Genomic DNA, 16,977 nt, shown 5'->3' on the forward strand with positions numbered 1-16,977 from the left:
AAACATGAGCGAGAACATTGCTTTTTCCAACGTAGACAGAAAGAACAAACTGCAAAAAACAGTCAAGGACAGGTACGACCTTGTGATTATAGGTGGGGGAATTACCGGTGCTGGAATTGCGTTGGATGCTTCTTCTCGCGGCATGAAGGTATTGTTGTTGGAAAAAGGAGATTTTGCTTCGGGTACCAGTAGCAAATCCACCAAATTGATACACGGAGGACTCCGTTATTTAAAACAGTTCGATTTTTGGTTGGTGAAAGAAGTAGGTTCCGAAAGGGCCATTGTACATAAATTGGCCCCGCATTTGGTGCTTCCAGAAAAAATGTTGCTTCCGCTTATCGAAGGCGGGTCATATGGAAAATGGCTGACGTCCATCGGACTAAAAGTGTACGATATTTTGGCACAGGTTTCCGGGGATGACAAAAGACAGATGTTGGAGAAAAAAGAGGCGATGAAACTGGAGCCCCTCTTGCCCAAAAAGATTTTGAACGGTGCTGGCTATTATGCAGAATACCGAACCGATGATGCCCGGTTGACCATGGAAAATCTAAAAACCAGTTTAAAATTTGGCACGGAGATATTCAACTATACCAAGGTTACCGATTTTATTTATGAGGATGAAAAAGTAGCTGGGGTAAAGTTTACCGACGAGGTACTTGGGGACGAGTACAGTGTTTTATCAAAATATGTAATCAATGCCGCAGGGCCTTGGGTGGACGAACTTAGGAGCGTGAACCAGTCCAAAAAAGGCAAGCGATTGCATTTGACCAAGGGAGTACATTTGGTATTTCCAAAGGAAAAACTTCCCGTGAAGCAATCCGTGTATTTTGATATTCCTGATGGGCGGATGATGTTCGCCATACCCCGTGGCAAAGTCACCTACATTGGCACAACAGATACCAATTACAATTCTGATAAGGACCATGTGACTACCGAACTTGCCGATGCCATTTATCTGATTTCGGCAGTCAACAATATGTTCCCGGACATTGAATTGGAACTGGATGATATTGTTTCCTCTTGGGCCGGACTACGCCCATTGATTCACGAAGAGGGGAAATCAGCTTCAGAACTATCACGAAAAGATGAAATCTTCACTTCAGATACTGGATTGGTCAGCATAGCGGGAGGAAAACTTACGGGATACCGAAAAATGGCTGAACGTGTGGTAAACCGAATCGTTAAGAAAATGGAGGAGGACCACGATGTAAAATTGGAGCATTGTACCACGGATAAAATTCCACTTTCTGGTAACGATTTTAAAAAGTTCAAGCATGTCAAAAAATACATTGCTCAAATCCAAGAACAGCTTCAGGCAGATGGATTTGCCAAATATGATGCGTGGTATTTAGTGACCACCTACGGTAAACAAACCGAATCCATTTTGGAACTTTATGCCAAAATAAAAGGTGACAAACCCAAAGAAAGAATGATCAGGGCAGAAGCTCAATTCGCCATTAGCCACGAAATGGCCTTGAATCCACTGGACTTTTTTATCAGAAGAACAGGCCGATTGTATTTTGATATCGACAGTGTTCGAAAGTACAAAGCTGCTGTTTTTGAAGAGTTCCAGAATGCATACAACTATTCCACGGAAGAAATGGAGGCCTTTTCAACTGAATCGGATGACCAATTAAAGGAGCATTCTGATTTTTCTTTGGAGCGGGATTAATCCAACTTCTCCGTCAACTTTTCAAACACCTTTTTCGGGTTCTTGTTTTTATAAAGCACTTGGTACACGGCATTGATAATGGGTGTTTTGGACTTCTTCTGCAACTTCTCCATCAAGTCATGTGCACTTTGGGTCGCATAATAGCCTTCGGCTACCATGTTCATCTCCATCATCGCACTTTTAACAGTGTAGCCCTTACCAATCATATTCCCGAACATACGGTTTCTACTAAAAACGGAATAGCCCGTTACCAATAAGTCGCCTAAATATGCTGAGGCGTTTATGTTGCGCTTCATTTTGTAGACACGGTCAATAAAACGCTTCATCTCACGGATGGCGTTGCTCATCAGTACACTCTGGAAGTTGTCCCCGTAACCAAGTCCGTGGGCAATACCCGCAGCGATAGCATAAATGTTTTTTAGCATGGCGGCATATTCCGTACCGATAATATCGTCGGAAATTTTGGTGCGTATGTAGTCGCTCTTTAAATGTTTGGCCACCATTTTGGCCTTATCAGCATCGGCACAGGCGATGGTAAGGTAAGATAATCGCTCCAAGGCTACTTCCTCGGCATGGCAAGGTCCAGTGATTACACCAATATTCTCAAAAGGGATTTCGTATTTCTCGTTGAAATGTTCTCCAACAATACGTCCGCTTTCGGGAACAATTCCTTTAATGGCGGAAAAAATGATTTTATCCTTCAAAGAAACCGTCAAATTCTGCAATTCCTTATCTAAAAATGCAGATGGAATGGCGAAAATGAGCACATCGGAAGCTTCGACCACTTCATTAATGTCATGGCTCATCACCAATTGGTCCACGTCAAACTCTACAGAACTCAAATAGTTAGGGTTGTGCCATTCTTTTTTAATGTGACGAATCGCGGAATCGCTCCGCATATACCAGTTCACCTGGTCCAAATTTTCGGTCAACATCTTCACTATGGCGGTTCCCCAACTTCCACCTCCAAAAACTCCAAACGTAAGCTTGTCTTTCATGCATCCAAATTAGTGTGTAAAGCTAAAAAATAAATTCATCAGCTTATTATAGTATGATTATCAAATAGTTAAAAAGTTTGGCATAGTGCTTGGTTTACGTAAAGGGAACTTTAAAACCTCGATTATGAAAAATAGAAAACTACTCTTTGGAATTTTGTTCATTGGTCTATTGGCCAGTTCTTGTTACACCGAGGTTATTGTGGAAGATGATTTGATTACAGAACCACCGATCAATACCGCCTTGGTTTTGGAATCGCACGACCTATGGTATGTGGATATCAACGAAACTCGCGGAAATGGCGAAGTTCCTTTTTTACAACGAGCATTTACCATTTCGTTCGATAGGGGAATTGTATATGCCAACAACAACCTCTCCGGCCTTGGCAAAACAGGTAATGGGTTGGGTATTGATGTGGGTGCATATGCCACCTATAGCGGTCAAGTGGAAATAGACCATGATGTTGACGGACTTTGGTTATTGGAAGTTATCGCTTTGGACTATAATTCGTTGGAAATCTACGACCCTCGTTCGGATACTTCCTATATATTGGAGGGCTTTCAAAGAAACAACTTTGATTACGACTTCGTGTTTTACGATAACATCCACTACTTCTTGCAGGAATACCAAGTTTGGGAGAAAACCTATACCAGTGAGGTTGGTGCCCTAAACGAATTTGATGAAGAAAACTATTTGCAATTTTCTGGTGATGGAGGCGGGTATTTCAGGTCTTCTGTGGATGCGCAGGGTATTCCACTGTCCAACTTGCAGTGGGATTATGAAGGAGATTATGAAGTGTATGATGTGGCAAACGATGAAACCCTCAAAACTTTAACGCTGGATTATGATTTCTTGGGCAATGATTATTTTGAATTGTACGTTATCAATGATAGTACTATAGAGTTGTACCATGTATCCAGCGGAACGGTTTATGAGTTTACAGGAAGAGGATACATTCAATATTTAAAATCAGGCGAGGGAACAGGTAAAAAACGTTCAAAGACCAACAACCCTGTAATGGACGTTACCCGTCAGCGAGATATGTAAGGAAGAACTCTATTGTTCGACCATACAAACAGTTTTTTTGGTTGGTTATTTAGTTAAGAATCGCCCCGGGCAGTTAAGCTCGGGGCGGTCCTTTTTTAAAGGTTTCTGTTTTTGTAATCCGATGGATTTTCTCCACTTATCTTTTTGAATGTCCTATTAAAATAGGACAAGCTTTCAAACCCACATTCATAACAAGTTTCGCCAATGTTCCTGCCCGTTAACAATAAACGTTTGGCCTGAGTGATGCGATACTGGTTCAAGAAATTGGTAAACGTACTGCCCGTGTTCTTTTTGAAATACCTGCAAAAAGCCTCTTTCCCCAAATTGATGGATGCTGCAATATCCTCCAAGGCAATTTTTCTTGAATAGTGTTCATCAATATATGAGTACACTTTTTGCAAACGTTCCTGTTGTTTGTTGGCCTTGTCATTTATAATTGGGTTCTGGTGTAATAGGGTGTAATCATTGCTCTTTGCTAAAAGCTTGAGCAACTGTAAAATTTTAAGAAATTGTTCAAACCGGCTCATTCCTTGCAATTGCTTCATAATGGCACCCACGGTTTCTTTGGTTTCACCATAAAAAGCGATGCCGTGCTGTGACCTGTCCAATAGCTCGTACACGTCTTCCAATTCCTCGATTTCAGTGAAGACCTTCTCTTTAAACGAGGCACTGATGTGCAAAACTTCCTTGTGATATTCCGTTTTAATACCATGGTCAAAATTCAAATGGGGAATATTGGAACCTATCAAAACGAGGTCACTCCCTTTAAAATTGGAGATATGTCTCCCTACATGACGCTTACCGTTCGCACCCTCGATATAGACCAGTTCAAACTCCGGATGAAAATGCCAAAAAAAGAGGTCGTTCAACTTGGGATTGTGCAATAAATGGAAGGAACTCTTATCGTTGGGTTGTATGTTTTCAAGTTGAATTTTCATTGTATTGCTTAATTATTTATAAAAATAATCATTAAAAGTCAATATAATTCAAATATTGGTCAATGTTAGGGTGGAAACCGCTGAACAGCTCCCATAGTTTTGGGGTATAGATTATTAAGCTAAAAAAACAGAAATACAATGCAGCAAAAAGTAGAAATGGCTAACAAGGCCCACGAAGCAATTCCTGGAAATCCATCCACGGCCACAAGCAGTAAAACAAAACTTAATGATAGATCTAATGGCAAACCACTACGCGTGCTGTCCGAAGAGGACTGGGCGTTCTGGATTGAAAATGGATATATCGTAATCAAAAATGCCGTTCCAAAGGAACAAGCCAAAGCAACTGCCGATTTTTTATGGGAGTTTGATGAAAAAGACCCGAACGATCCAGAGACTTGGTACATGCCACCCCGTGCAGAAATGAAAATGAAAGAACTCACGGGAACAGGAATGGTAGAAGTATATAACAATCAACATTTATGGAACAACAGACAAACACAAAAAGTATACGAAGCCTTTGTGGACATTTGGGGAACGGAAAAGTTATGGGTAACGATAGACCGGGCCAACTTGAATATGCCGCAACGTCCGGGAGAGAACAATAAAGGGTTCATTCATTGGGACTACGATCCGGAGACAAAACCTCAAAATGTACAGGGTGTACTCGCCCTTGCGGATCAAACCGATGAGAACATGGGCGGATTCCAATGTATACCTTGGCTATACAGAAATTATGATACTTGGAAACTGACCCAACCCGAAGACCGCGACCATTTTCAACCCGATGTAACTGGACTGGAAGACAAAATCGTAAAAGTAAAGCTGGAAGCCGGCGACCTTTTGATTTTTAACAGCACCCAGCCTCACGGAATCCGACCCAATAAATCTGGTGATAAGGTTCGCATAGCGCAATACATTTCCATGATGCCCGCCGAAGAGGACAATGAGGAAATGAGACAATGGCGTATCAATTCATGGAAAAATAGGGTAGCTCCAGAAGGCTATGCTTTTCCTGGAGACCCAAGAAATTGGGAACAGACCAAATATGATACCGCCAAATTAAGTCCGCTCGGAGAAAAGTTATTGGGGCTTACTAACTGGTAGATTATCAAATCCTTAAAAATTTCCGTGCGATTAGGGTTATGCATTTAATAATGCTACTTTTGCGCGCTTCAAGAAAGAAGCCATGAAAAAGTATCTCAACCTTTTTGATTTTTCGCAAAAAGTAAACTATCGCACAGAAATTTTATCGGGCTTAACCGTTGCGCTTGCCCTGGTGCCCGAAGCCATAGCATTTGCCTTTATCGCAGGTCTTTCTCCATTGACCGGTTTGTATGCGGCATTTGTAATGGGGCTGGTCACTTCCATTCTGGGAGGTAGACCGGGAATGATCTCTGGAGCTACTGGAGCTGTGGCGGTTGTCATCGTTACTTTGGCGCAGCAATATGGGGTGGAATATGTTTTTGCTACAGTTATTCTTGCAGGAATTTTGCAAATGTTGGCTGGTGTACTACGTCTCGGAAAATTGATGCGTTTGGTGCCCCATCCCGTTATTTTCGGATTTGTGAACGGATTGGCGGTGATCATATTCATGTCGCAGATGAGCCAGTTCAAAACGGTAGATGGTGAATGGTTGAGTGGGAGTACACTATATATTTTCTTGGGATTGGTACTGTTGACCATGGTGGTGATTTGGGGTCTTCCTAAATTGACCAAAGTGATTCCTGCATCTTTGGCCGCTATTCTTTTGGTGTTCGGAATCGTGTTTTTCTTTGGTTTGGACACACGGACCATTGGGGACATCGCTTCGATTCAAGGAACATTTCCTCCTTTTCATATTCCCGATCTTCCTTTTACATGGGAAACTTTGCAGATTATATTTCCGTTTGCCGCAATTATGGCGGGAGTTGGTCTTATAGAAAGTTTGTTGACCTTGAACATTGTGGATGAGATTACCGAAACACGGGGTCGTGGTAATAAAGAGGCCGTTGCCCAAGGAACGGCGAACATTCTATCCGGATTTTTCTCAGGGATGGGTGGTTGTGCCATGATCGGGCAGAGTTTGATCAATACCTCCAACGGTGCAAGGGCAAGACTTTCTGGAATTTTTGCCGCTTTAATGTTGTTGGTGTTTATTATGTTCGGTTCCAGCTTAATTGAGAAAGTACCCATGGCGGCACTTACAGGATTGATGATCATGGTGGCTTTGGGAACCTTTGAATGGGCTAGTTTGAAGACCTTCCGTAGAATGCCAAAATCCGATGTATTGGTGATGGTATTGGTGACCTTGGTGACCGTCTTCCTTCACAATTTAGCCTTGGCGGTATTAGTTGGAGTCATTATTTCCGCATTGGTATTTGCTTGGGACAACGCAAAACGTATCCGTGCGAGAAAAAGCATTGATGATGAAGGCGTAAAGCATTACGAGATCTATGGTCCTTTATTCTTTGGAAGTACCACACTATTTGCCGAAAAGTTTGATGTATTGAATGATCCCGAAGAAGTGGTGATTGACTTTGCAGAAAGTAGGTTAGTGGATATGTCCGCCATTGAGGCCGTGAACAAGATTACGGAGCGTTACCGAAAAGTGGGCAAAAAAGTACACTTGAAGCATTTAAGCCGAGACTGTAGACGATTATTGGCCAATGCCGACGATATTATCGAAGTGAACGTTTTGGAAGACCCAACCTATAAGGTTGTGGTGGATTAAGATTGGATGTTATTCTTTGGTTTTTCCCAAGAAAACATTCACATTGGGGTTTTGTGGATTACCACTGGCACGTCGCATCAAAACTATCTGGCCCGTATGGTGGATGCAATCCGAAATCATTCCATTGATCATGTTCCAATAGGGAAACTTTGAGGTGTTATCTCCTTGTTCAAACACAATGTTCAGTTGTTCGATTATTTCTTGGTCTTTCCCCACTACCAAATCACTCGCTTGTTTTAAATTGTTCAAGGTCATTTTGCGTAATTCATCAAACGAATAGTCAGGTGCATTATCTGGTCGGACTATGTGTTCCCCTTTGTTGGTCATCAAAATGGATTGCGATAAGCTATAAATATGGTTTATCGTTTGTATTGTTGTACGTCCTCCTTCCGAAGGTTGATACGATAAATCCTTATCGGTAAGTCCTTCGGTTGCCCAATAATAACGAAAACCTAATCCGTCAATCATTCTGGAAACAATGTTTCCCGAGGCATAGTTGGAGGGATAATCAGGTATTTCTTTATAGGGTAATTCCATTTTTTGTGCTTGAATTTGGTGATTGGTCATCAAAATGAAAATGAAGGAAAAGAAGATTAGTTTTTTCATTATCAGTCTATTTTTTTGAACACCAATAAATTCTCTTCCGATCCATTAGAGAGAAACAGTCTGTTATTTTCTACTTTGTAGGTTGTACCCGCTTGTAGCGCAGTCAAGAATTCGGTTTCTTTGTCCATGCTGGGGCAAGCCATTCGGGTAGATGCAATTTGTGTAAAACGAAGGACATCTTGTTCATAAAAAAGACTTCCCGTCATTCTATTACATCCAGAAAAACCGGAAAAACGATTGTCGTTGATATTGATTTCCATATTGGGCAAGTCCCTTCCGTCAAAATCTTCTTTGGAGACAGGTGTGCCTTTCATTTCTTCCAACACCCAAATATCGTGCAGCCTGTAATCGGTAATGTAAGATCCGCAGCCTTCATAGACTGTGGTTTCATCTCCGCCCGTACTTTTGTAGGAGACTGTTACGGTATAGGGAAATACCTCACCCGACATGGCATTGGTACATTCTTTATGCGAAATGATCACGTCCATTAGCGTGGCTTCGGTCTGTATGCGGTACATGCTAATATTACCGTCCTGCGCTTTGATGGCTTTGGAGGGCGGGGTGGTAATGGTATCTTCCATGGTCTGGAGTTCAACTTTGTCGCCATAAATCTTAAGTCCCCAGAAAGGTTCTGTACCTGTGGCTTTAAAGTAACTGCCGTCTATTTTCATGGCAATGGGCTCCATTTCGCGCTTTTTTTCTTCAGTTTGAAGGGTATCTGGGGTTACTTCTTCCGAAACTTCAGAAGCTTGGGTAGCTTCAGGTTCGGTTGGTTGTTCTTTCTTTTTTTCAAGACAGCCGGAAAATAGTAATACGGCACAGCTTAAGAGGAGTAAATTTTTCATGGGTTTACTTTTTTGAATCGCATCATAGGTATATCTCCTACCAAAAGGTTGAGTTTTCCATCCTCAAAGGAGTAGCCGTCTATTTTTTTCATCATTTGTAAAAATTGGCGTTCGCTGCCACCACAGAACATCATTGTTGTTGGGCCCGGGTCTCCAAAAACAATGGAGTTTTCAGCCAATTCGTAATCTGCGGAGTAACCATTGCAGCTATCGGTACCCGACACTTTTTCGGATTCTTTGTCGAAACTGATCTGCGGTTTTTTTTCGGGAAAAAGTCCTTCAAAGGCTATGCGGGGCCCTGAGATGTACTCCAGTTCCCAAGTAGGGCCATAAAGTGCATCTGCACTCGATTTTGCTCCACCACAAGATTCCGCCAATACAATTGCGGAAAAAAGCAGGATGAATGAGGTTTTCATTTATTCAGAAATTAATGGTTAATGTGTCAGTAAAATACTAAAAAATGGATGATTTCCTCAAACCTTGGGGTGGTTAAATTGCTAAATAGTATAGGCTTTATTGAGGTCTTTTGCTCCAGACCTCGTATATGGGACTTCCTTTACTGCTCAATCCTGAGTGGTGCCAATCGCCATCCTTCAATTCATAATTAAATTCCAGACTTGCTCCCACTCTGGAATCGTCCCTGGAAAAGAAACCGATATTTTCGGTGTATTTGCCATCAATCGTTGTGTAGGTTCCGCCACCAGTTCCCATAAATTCCTTGGTTTCGGTATTAAAGGCAATCCATTGAAAGCGTGTTCCCGATAATATTTTCATGGTCTTTCGTGGTCCAGAGGTATCGCGTTTAACGATTTCGCCATCACGCTTTCTTCCTGATATCAACCAAGCACCAAAAAGGTCGCCAGGTGTTCCATTATCTACCTTGTTCCATATTAAATGCCCGAGTTCAAGATTGTCCCCGTTCAGAACAAATGCTTCAGATTTTGTGTTTCCCACTATCTCGGAATCCTTGGTGAAATATTCATAGGTAAAATCTAGCATATCTTTATTGATGGAGTAACTTCCTCCTTTTGTTCCCAGAAACTTTCCCGTTCCTTTTTCAAAAATTGCTTCCGAAAAATAATTGGGAGTCATAATAAGTATATGTTCGACCTGATAGCCTTCGTCACTTGATTCAGTAGTTTCCCAAGCACCTTCAATATGTTGTGAGTTTACCATATTCAGGCAGAAACAATAGAGCAGTAATAATGTGATGTGTTTCATGGACTTAAGTTTCCGTATAAGATAAAAAAAAGCTGCTGTTTTATCACAAAACAGCAGCTTTTCAATATATAGGGTTGGTTTGTTAGAGTGTTCTCAGGTATTCTGCGACATCTCTTGCTTCATCTTCCGTCAAATTTTGGTTGAGCATGATGGCATTATTGTACTCTTTCAACAATGCTTTAGCAATCGGGTCCTCTTTCAACATTCCATCAGGATTTAAGATCATGTTCATTACCCACTCTGGGCTTCTTCTTTCATAAACTCCTTTTAAGGCAGGTCCGATCATACGTTGATCGATCATGTGGCAGGCTACACAGATTGCATCAAATTTTGCTTTTCCGCGGGCAGCCATTTCATCATTGATTTCATCAGGGAATTCCAAGTTGCTGATGGGTCCAACTCCTTTATTGTCCAAATCAACGGGAACTTCTTGTTTGGCCTGTCCTTTTGTATCTTCAGTTTTGGTACGGCTTACTTCAAAACTATCTTTCTTTTCTTCTTTTTTTCCGCCGCAACTTGCTATCAAGGCACCTAGGGCGAAGATCATTACAATTTTTTTCATTCCGATTCTATTGAAGTTTGTTTGAGTAATCTAAGCCACTAAGATAGGTAATTAGCGACTAATAATCCGAGCGTTTTTTGTTTTGTCCCTCACAAGATGGTACAAGTGGAGAAGTTTTACAGGGAATCAAAAAAACTTAGGGCTCTTTTTTCGGTATAGGTGATGTTGTTCTTTCCCCAAAATCCAACATGTCCCCCATATTCCGGTGTTTCCAAAAATAAATCTGGGTTGTGGTCGGTTTCTTTGAACGGATAACATTCTGGACCAAGAAAGGAATCGTCCTTGGCATTAATAATTAGACTGGGAACCTTGATATTAGGGAGAAATTGTAATGAACTGGACTTTTTATAGTAATCAAGGGCATCTTTAAATCCATGAGCCTTACTGGTATAAATGTCATCAAAATCCTTGAGGGTCTTTATCTGTTTTATATCGGCATCGCTAATTTTATCCGGGAACATTTGTTGCTTCTGCTTTAATTTATCCAGCAAATTCCCTTTGAACCGGATGGCATAAAGAATATTTTTTGGACTGAGCAATTGTTTGCAGGAGTCGTGTAGATTGCACGGTACCGATACGGCCACGGCACCTTTAAGCTCTTTAGGCACATTGTTTCCTTCCCCCAAATATTTGAGTAGCAGATTTCCTCCCAAACTAAAACCTTTTAAATAGATCTCGGAGTATTGTCTTGTGGAGCATATATGATCTAAAACTTCGATCAAATCTTCCGTTGCACCGGAATGGTAGGAACGATACATCTTGTTGGGCTCACCACTGCAGCCACGATAATTCACTGAACAGGCATCATATCCGTTTTGGTTTAGAATTTTGGCGCTCCCTGTAATATAGGGGCGTTGCGCATCCCCCTCGAGTCCGTGTAAAAGGACGACCAATTTTTTAGAGGGGCCTTGGGCCCTGCTCCAGTCCAAGTCCAAAAAGTCGCCATCCGATAGGACAATCCTTTCACGGTTTTGTACCACACCGTTTACCGAACGTACAATACCGGAATAAATCGTGGCAAAGTGACCGTTCCTAAATAGAAGTGGTGGTGTGTAATTGGAACTGACCTTCGGCATTATGTATTATTTAGGGAACGTTTTTAAAAGGTCAGCCTGTTCTTCGACCGATGTTTTAAATTCATCTTTCAGGTTGTTGACCAAGTCGGATACCGGAAGTACATTGTCAATGGTAGTTACTCCTTGCCCCGCGGACCAAATGGTTTTCCAGGCTTTGGCTTCGGTATCCAGTTCCTTTCCAAAATCAATTTTTGTATCCTTTTTCAAATCCTCTTCCGTTATACCTGCGGCCTTTAGGCTTGCGGCCAAAAAGTTTGCGTGCACCCCGGATATGGCTGCGGTGTAAACCACATCACTGGCACCTGCATCAATGATCATTTTGCGATATTCTTCAGTGGCCTTGCTTTCTTCGGTATTTATAAAGCGTGTGCCCATATATGCAAGGTCGGCTCCCATTTGTAATGCGGAAGCTACATCCCTGCCCGTACTTATACATCCTGATAAAAGGATGGTCTTGTTAAAGAATTTTTTCACTTCGGCAATCAAGCTCATGGGGTTGATGGTTCCTCCGTGCCCACCAGCACCGGCCGATACCAATATAAGACCATCTACGCCAGCTTCGGCGGCTTTTTCTGCATGACGCTTTTTGATGATATCGTGAAATACAAGACCGCCATAACTGTGTATGGCATTCACCACTTGGCTCACGGCACCCAACGAAGTGATGACCAAGGGCACTTTATGTTTCATACAAAGTTTTACGTCTGCTTCCAATCTTGGGTTGGTCGGATGAACTACAAGATTTACACCAAAGGGAGCGGCTTTTTTTCCGGTTTCCTTTTCAAATGCCTGTAATTCCGACTTTATTTGAATCAACCATTCCTCAAAACCTTCGCTGGTTCGTTGATTTAATGCGGGAAATGTGCCCACAATACCATTTTTGCAACATTCCACTACCAATTTTGGTCCCGATATCAGGAACATTGGAGCAGCAATTACCGGTAATGATAGATTTTTGATGAATTCAGCTTTTTGGCTCATAGGGTCAATGTTAAACTATGTTTAAAAATAGGAACAATTCTTCTTCCGAATTGGAATCAGTTACCAAAACTATGGTATTTTTACAATTATTATGCATGCATAACAAAATAACCTTCTATGTTTTTTAAAGAATTTGAGATTAGATGGAGCGACACTGACGCTAATCGACACTTGGCCAATTCGGCCTATATCAATTTTATGAGTCATACCCGTATGGCCTATTTAGGACTACTTGGCTTTAACCAAAAAAGTATGGCTGCCCATAATATTGGCCCGGTGGTTTTCTATGAGCATGTATATTATTTTAAAGAAGCTTTTCCGGGTATGCCGGTGAGGGTTTCCTTGGAGTTTGTGGGAATGAGCAAGGACGGGACATTTTTTGAATTTAGGCACAATTTTTACGATCATAAAGGCAAGAACTTTGCTCGTTGTGAGATGATGGGAGCTTGGATCGATCTAAAAGAAAGAAAATTGAAAGGTTTGCCAGATGAATTTCTTCAGGCATTTGAATCCATGGAAAAGACTGAAGATTTTAAGGTTTTGACCAAGGAGGATACCCGTAAGCATGTTCAAGTGCCAAAGGATATCGATATTCTTTAGGTTTTTTCGAAAGCCGAGCTATATCAGGGTAATCGCAGTCAATTTTGGTCGATAATAGTATCGAGCCATTTTTCGTACCAGTCCAAAAAGTTTTTTTCTTTGGAAAAAGAGGGTAGAGCATCTCCTCCGCGGTCCATGTTTACGACCTTGCCTTTGTGGGGTCCGTTCAAAACAAGAGCGTGAATCAAGGAGCATCCCTGTGAACCTAGAGGCATTAAACCTCCATAAAGTTTTCCGTTCAGTTCGTCGAATTCTTCATCTGAAATATCTTCATCGTTTTCCATAATATCGATGAGCTCGGTCCATTGGTCCTCTGTGATGCCAGGATATAAAACACATGGGTATTTTAAATATTTCTCTACATCCGCATAAATCAAATCATCAATACTTTGTCCAAGGGGATAAATTCCGTAAGACGGTCCTGCACCGGAATGCCTAAAAGATGCCCCGCCATTACCAACATTTAGTACAAACGCCTTGTAACATTCTGGTAGTTGAATTTGAAATGCTTTTTCAAAAGCTTCCACGTTTTCAATGGTCAATGGAGGGAATATTTCGTATTTGTGGTATCCCGCGCCAAAAACTTGGTAGTTGATATCTTTTTCTTTTGCCAATTTCAGTTTATGCTGGATTCGGAGTATTTGATCTTTGAACATTACAATTAGAATTATAGTGTTTATAAGGAGCTGCTAATTGGTTGAGGGGTCTTTTTGCCTCACCTTTTTCCGAAATTGATTTTTGACACTTATGTTATAAATAAAAAATAGGGTGAAGCATAGCATCAGGGTTGAAGAGGCTATATCGTAGGCGGACATTTGCGGTTCGTTCAATCTAAATAAAAATCCGACAGCACCTTCCGCTTCTAGTGGGGTGTTGATTTGTTTAACTAGCCAACTTTTAGGAACAATGGAAATAATCCCTTTGTTCAGTTCAATTATTGCGTAAAAGCCGACAAGATGAAGTAAGGGGTTTATTTTAAAAGCTTTGAAAAGTAGCTTGAATGCAGCTAGATATAGGGCAAAAACACAAATTCCAACAAGCACTCCGATTAAAACCATATTGAACCTCTAGAGAAACAGATTCATTAAAAATAATCGTGATACATTGTTTTAAAGCATCAAAATTGATGAATGCCGTATTTGAATTGATGTAGGCCCTAATACGATTGGCTATCGTTTTTTTACTTTTTTACTGGCTAGATATACCCCAACCAAAACAAATGTCATTGCAGCCACTTTGACCAAGGTCAATTCATCTTTTCCCGTAAACAAAGCAAAAAGGATACCTACCAAAGGTTGCATATAAACAAAAGCCCCAACAGAAGAGGCCTTAAGCTGTGTGAGGGCGAAAACATTGAACAGATATGTTAAAAATGTTGTTCCAATAACCACGAATGCTACGGAAGCATAGGCCCAAATGGGCATAGCCGACCACTCAATCTCCAAAACTTCGGGAAGGGTTATGGGCAAGTTGATAAGGAAGGCAATGGTGAACAACCACTTCATTAAAGTGAAGGGATGATACTTTTCAATCAGTTTTTTTACAACAACCAAATAAGCACCATAAGAGGTCGCATTCACTATGAACAGAAAATTCCCGAGAGGAATGTTAGGGGCGTCTTGGCGTAGCTCTGCACCAAAAAGTATGAGTCCTACGGCCCCCACGAATCCTAGGAATACCCCCAAGCCCTTGTTTATGGTTATTCTCTCTTTTAGGAACAAGGCAGAGATCACTACCACGATTATTGGGGTAATGGTAACAAGAACGGCACTGTTTATGGGTGTAGAGAGTTGTAAACCTTTAAAAAAGGACAACATATTAATGGACATGCCCAAAATGGCACAGATCAATATACGACCCCAGTCCCGTTTTTCTAAGCGTTCTTTTGGGCCTAAAAAGGAAATGGACCAAAAAAGAATGGCGGCTCCGGCGACCCTTAAAAAGATAAATCCAAACGGTTTTACATGCCCGGGCATAACCCCTTTTGCCACGGTATGATTAATGCCATAGATGACCGTAGCGCCAATGGCGGCGAGGATTGCTAAGGTTCTTTTGCTCATTAATGAAGGGCCTGCTTGGCAGCTTCGACCGTTTTTTTGGAATTGCCAACAAAAATCTGATCATCCATCAAGATTACTGGCCTTTTTAAAAAAGTATAATGCTCCAGGATCAGGTTTTTATAATCAGTTTCGGAAAGCTCTTTTTCATGAAGGCCCCTTTGTCGAAACAACATTGCCCTTCTACTAAAAAGTGATTCGTAACTTCCACTTAGATCCGCCATTTTGTCCAATTGCTCCGGTGTTATAGGTTCTGACTTTATTTCTTGAAGCTCCACACCGTCCAGTGGTTCCAATTCTTTAAGTATGCGTTTACAGGTTGAGCAACTGCCCAAATAGTATATTTTTTTCATGAGTATAGTGTTGGATGGGCAAAGGAAACCAAAAATCCATCAAAATGCCTAATGCACAAGTAAATTCAACAGCTTTTTGATCAGGTGTGTGTTTTGTTGATGGAATAAAGAGGTCTCCAACAAAGTTATTTCAGATTTTAGGGCTAGTTTTACATCGCTACACAAATCGCCATTTTATGGAAAAGACTTTCGACATACTTCTCAAGAACAGGAAAATACTTCACGATTTTTTGCAGAACACACCAAAAGAAGACCTGTTCCGGATTCCTGAGGGCTTCAACAATAATATTTGGTGGAACATTGCACATGTTGTGGTAACCCCTCAATTATTGATGTATAAATTGAGCGGTCTCGATTTTACCATAGAGGAAGAGTTGGTTGACAAGTACAAAAAGGGAACCTTTCCAGAAGGCGAACCTAGCGAAAAGGAGATGGAGAAGATATCGGCGTACCTTTTTAGTACGGTCAAGCATATTCAGCTCGATTATGAACATGGTAGGTTCAAGAATTTTCAGGAATACATGACCACTCCAAAAATAGGGTTGAACAGTCCCGAAGATGCCCTATCCTTCAATGTTTTTCATGAAGGACTTCACCTAGGGGCCATTCTAGCTTTGAAAAAGGCGTTGGCGAGAGCATAATTTTTTTGGTCAGGGCTAAAATCCCCTTTTTTCATCAAAATATTGACTAGGAAGTATAACTCCATGAAAATCAGTTATATTTGATTGCCAGAAGTTAAGAACCCAAATCTTAGTCAAAATGAAACACTACCATTTATGCTTTGGGGTACTGCTGGTACTCCTCATTTTCCCTAACCAAAAAGTATCTGCACAACGAGGCAACCTTTCCTTGGGTTTGGTGCCGACATACAAAACTGACGGTTACGGTTTACAGTTGAACGCAAACCATTATCATAGTACCACGGACTTTATACAAGTATCCTTGGCTGCTACCTCTTCAAAAGAAAAACCTGATGCTGGTGTAGAATTTCCATATGAGGATTATTTGCTTGGAATTGGATATTTTACAACAATTCTGACCTCTCCTTCACGTGGTGTTTTCTTTTATTTTGGAGGGGGACCATCAGTTGGGTATAAGTATATAAATGATGGAGACACCTACTTTCCCTTTGATGCCCTAGAGGCTGAAAGCAGTTTTATTTATGGAGGGTATGCATCTTTTGAGATGGATTTTTTTATTTCAGATCGCTTTTCTCTGATTATTCCCATCAATGGGTATTATCATTTTAATAGTGATTTAAATGATTCCACATTATTACTTGGGGCAGGGCTCAGGTATTACTTAAAATAGAA

General features: G+C 41.1%; 20 protein-coding genes. 7 read left to right on the plus strand and 13 right to left on the minus strand.

Going from position 1 to position 16,977, the window contains the following annotated elements; genetic code table 11:
* The first annotated feature begins 4 nt into the window (after positions 1-4).
* The gene (locus PY091_RS07745) at positions 5-1,672 is read left to right on the plus strand and encodes a glycerol-3-phosphate dehydrogenase/oxidase (protein ID WP_275649135.1); all 1,668 of its coding nucleotides are present in this window, start codon (positions 5-7) and stop codon (positions 1,670-1,672) included.
* On the opposite strand, the gene PY091_RS07750 is transcribed toward PY091_RS07745, so the two are convergent.
* The gene (locus PY091_RS07750; RefSeq protein ID WP_275649136.1) at positions 1,669-2,670 is read right to left on the minus strand and encodes an NAD(P)H-dependent glycerol-3-phosphate dehydrogenase; all 1,002 of its coding nucleotides are present in this window, start codon (positions 2,668-2,670) and stop codon (positions 1,669-1,671) included. The genes PY091_RS07745 and PY091_RS07750 overlap by 4 nt on opposite strands.
* A gap of 124 nt (positions 2,671-2,794) precedes the next feature.
* On the opposite strand from PY091_RS07750, the gene PY091_RS07755 reads away from it, so the two are divergent.
* A complete protein-coding gene (locus PY091_RS07755; RefSeq protein ID WP_275649137.1) occupies positions 2,795-3,715 on the plus strand; it encodes a nicotinic acid mononucleotide adenyltransferase in 921 nt (306 codons plus the stop codon).
* Positions 3,716-3,810: 95 nt separating this feature from the next.
* Here the strand turns inward: PY091_RS07755 and PY091_RS07760 are convergent, their stop codons facing one another.
* The gene (locus PY091_RS07760; protein ID WP_275649138.1) at positions 3,811-4,653 is read right to left on the minus strand and encodes an AraC family transcriptional regulator; all 843 of its coding nucleotides are present in this window, start codon (positions 4,651-4,653) and stop codon (positions 3,811-3,813) included.
* A gap of 138 nt (positions 4,654-4,791) precedes the next feature.
* Here PY091_RS07760 and PY091_RS07765 point away from each other — a divergent pair, with 138 nt between their 5' ends.
* On the plus strand, positions 4,792-5,757 hold the full coding sequence (locus PY091_RS07765) for a phytanoyl-CoA dioxygenase family protein (RefSeq protein WP_275649139.1): 966 nt from the start codon (positions 4,792-4,794) through the stop codon (positions 5,755-5,757).
* Positions 5,758-5,839: 82 nt separating this feature from the next.
* Positions 5,840-7,363: a SulP family inorganic anion transporter gene (locus tag PY091_RS07770; protein ID WP_275649140.1), complete on the plus strand. Its 1,524-nt coding sequence runs from the start codon at positions 5,840-5,842 to the stop codon at positions 7,361-7,363.
* Positions 7,364-7,372: 9 nt separating this feature from the next.
* On the opposite strand, the gene PY091_RS07775 is transcribed toward PY091_RS07770, so the two are convergent.
* The 7 genes from PY091_RS07775 to PY091_RS07805 all read right to left on the minus strand — a co-directional run bounded on the left by PY091_RS07775 (position 7,373) and on the right by PY091_RS07805 (position 12,654).
* A complete protein-coding gene (locus PY091_RS07775; RefSeq protein WP_275649141.1) occupies positions 7,373-7,969 on the minus strand; it encodes a DinB family protein in 597 nt (198 codons plus the stop codon).
* Between the two features lie 2 nt (positions 7,970-7,971).
* Positions 7,972-8,814: an META domain-containing protein gene (locus PY091_RS07780; RefSeq protein WP_275649142.1), complete on the minus strand. Its 843-nt coding sequence runs from the start codon at positions 8,812-8,814 to the stop codon at positions 7,972-7,974.
* On the minus strand, positions 8,811-9,230 hold the full coding sequence (locus PY091_RS07785; protein WP_275649143.1) for an META domain-containing protein: 420 nt from the start codon (positions 9,228-9,230) through the stop codon (positions 8,811-8,813). The genes PY091_RS07780 and PY091_RS07785 overlap by 4 nt, the downstream gene beginning before the upstream one ends.
* A 97-nt stretch (positions 9,231-9,327) precedes the next feature.
* Complete coding sequence (locus PY091_RS07790) at positions 9,328-10,035, minus strand: membrane or secreted protein (protein WP_275649144.1); 708 nt, start codon at positions 10,033-10,035, stop codon at positions 9,328-9,330.
* Positions 10,036-10,117: 82 nt separating this feature from the next.
* On the minus strand, positions 10,118-10,597 hold the full coding sequence (locus tag PY091_RS07795; protein WP_275649145.1) for a c-type cytochrome: 480 nt from the start codon (positions 10,595-10,597) through the stop codon (positions 10,118-10,120).
* 116 nt (positions 10,598-10,713) lie between these two features.
* A complete protein-coding gene (locus tag PY091_RS07800; protein ID WP_275649146.1) occupies positions 10,714-11,673 on the minus strand; it encodes a YheT family hydrolase in 960 nt (319 codons plus the stop codon).
* A 6-nt stretch (positions 11,674-11,679) separates the two neighbouring features.
* Positions 11,680-12,654 (minus strand): NAD(P)H-dependent flavin oxidoreductase, encoded by a 975-nt coding sequence (locus PY091_RS07805; protein WP_275649147.1) that lies wholly within the window; start codon positions 12,652-12,654, stop codon positions 11,680-11,682.
* Between the two features lie 117 nt (positions 12,655-12,771).
* On the opposite strand from PY091_RS07805, the gene PY091_RS07810 reads away from it, so the two are divergent.
* A complete protein-coding gene (locus PY091_RS07810; RefSeq protein ID WP_275649148.1) occupies positions 12,772-13,254 on the plus strand; it encodes an acyl-CoA thioesterase in 483 nt (160 codons plus the stop codon).
* A 38-nt stretch (positions 13,255-13,292) separates the two neighbouring features.
* On the opposite strand, the gene PY091_RS07815 is transcribed toward PY091_RS07810, so the two are convergent.
* The 4 genes from PY091_RS07815 to PY091_RS07830 form a co-directional block, all read right to left on the minus strand.
* Positions 13,293-13,910: an SMI1/KNR4 family protein gene (locus tag PY091_RS07815; protein WP_275649149.1), complete on the minus strand. Its 618-nt coding sequence runs from the start codon at positions 13,908-13,910 to the stop codon at positions 13,293-13,295.
* A 33-nt stretch (positions 13,911-13,943) separates the two neighbouring features.
* Entirely contained in the window at positions 13,944-14,312 is a 369-nt protein-coding gene (locus PY091_RS07820) for a hypothetical protein (RefSeq protein ID WP_275649150.1), read from the minus strand.
* Between the two features lie 111 nt (positions 14,313-14,423).
* On the minus strand, positions 14,424-15,314 hold the full coding sequence (locus PY091_RS07825; RefSeq protein WP_275649151.1) for a DMT family transporter: 891 nt from the start codon (positions 15,312-15,314) through the stop codon (positions 14,424-14,426).
* Complete coding sequence (locus PY091_RS07830; RefSeq protein ID WP_275649152.1) at positions 15,314-15,664, minus strand: arsenate reductase family protein; 351 nt, start codon at positions 15,662-15,664, stop codon at positions 15,314-15,316. The genes PY091_RS07825 and PY091_RS07830 overlap by 1 nt, the downstream gene beginning before the upstream one ends.
* 176 nt (positions 15,665-15,840) lie before the next feature.
* Between PY091_RS07830 and PY091_RS07835 the strand changes: the two genes are divergently transcribed.
* Positions 15,841-16,305, plus strand: coding sequence for a DinB family protein (locus tag PY091_RS07835; RefSeq protein ID WP_275649153.1), 465 nt, complete (start codon positions 15,841-15,843; stop codon positions 16,303-16,305).
* A 118-nt stretch (positions 16,306-16,423) separates the two neighbouring features.
* Positions 16,424-16,975, plus strand: a complete 552-nt coding sequence (locus PY091_RS07840; protein WP_275649154.1) for a conjugal transfer protein TraO — start codon at positions 16,424-16,426, stop codon at positions 16,973-16,975.
* The last annotated feature ends 2 nt before the right edge of the window (positions 16,976-16,977 follow it).

Source organism: Flagellimonas okinawensis (assembly GCF_029194005.1).
Taxonomy (GTDB): domain Bacteria; phylum Bacteroidota; class Bacteroidia; order Flavobacteriales; family Flavobacteriaceae; genus Flagellimonas; species Flagellimonas okinawensis.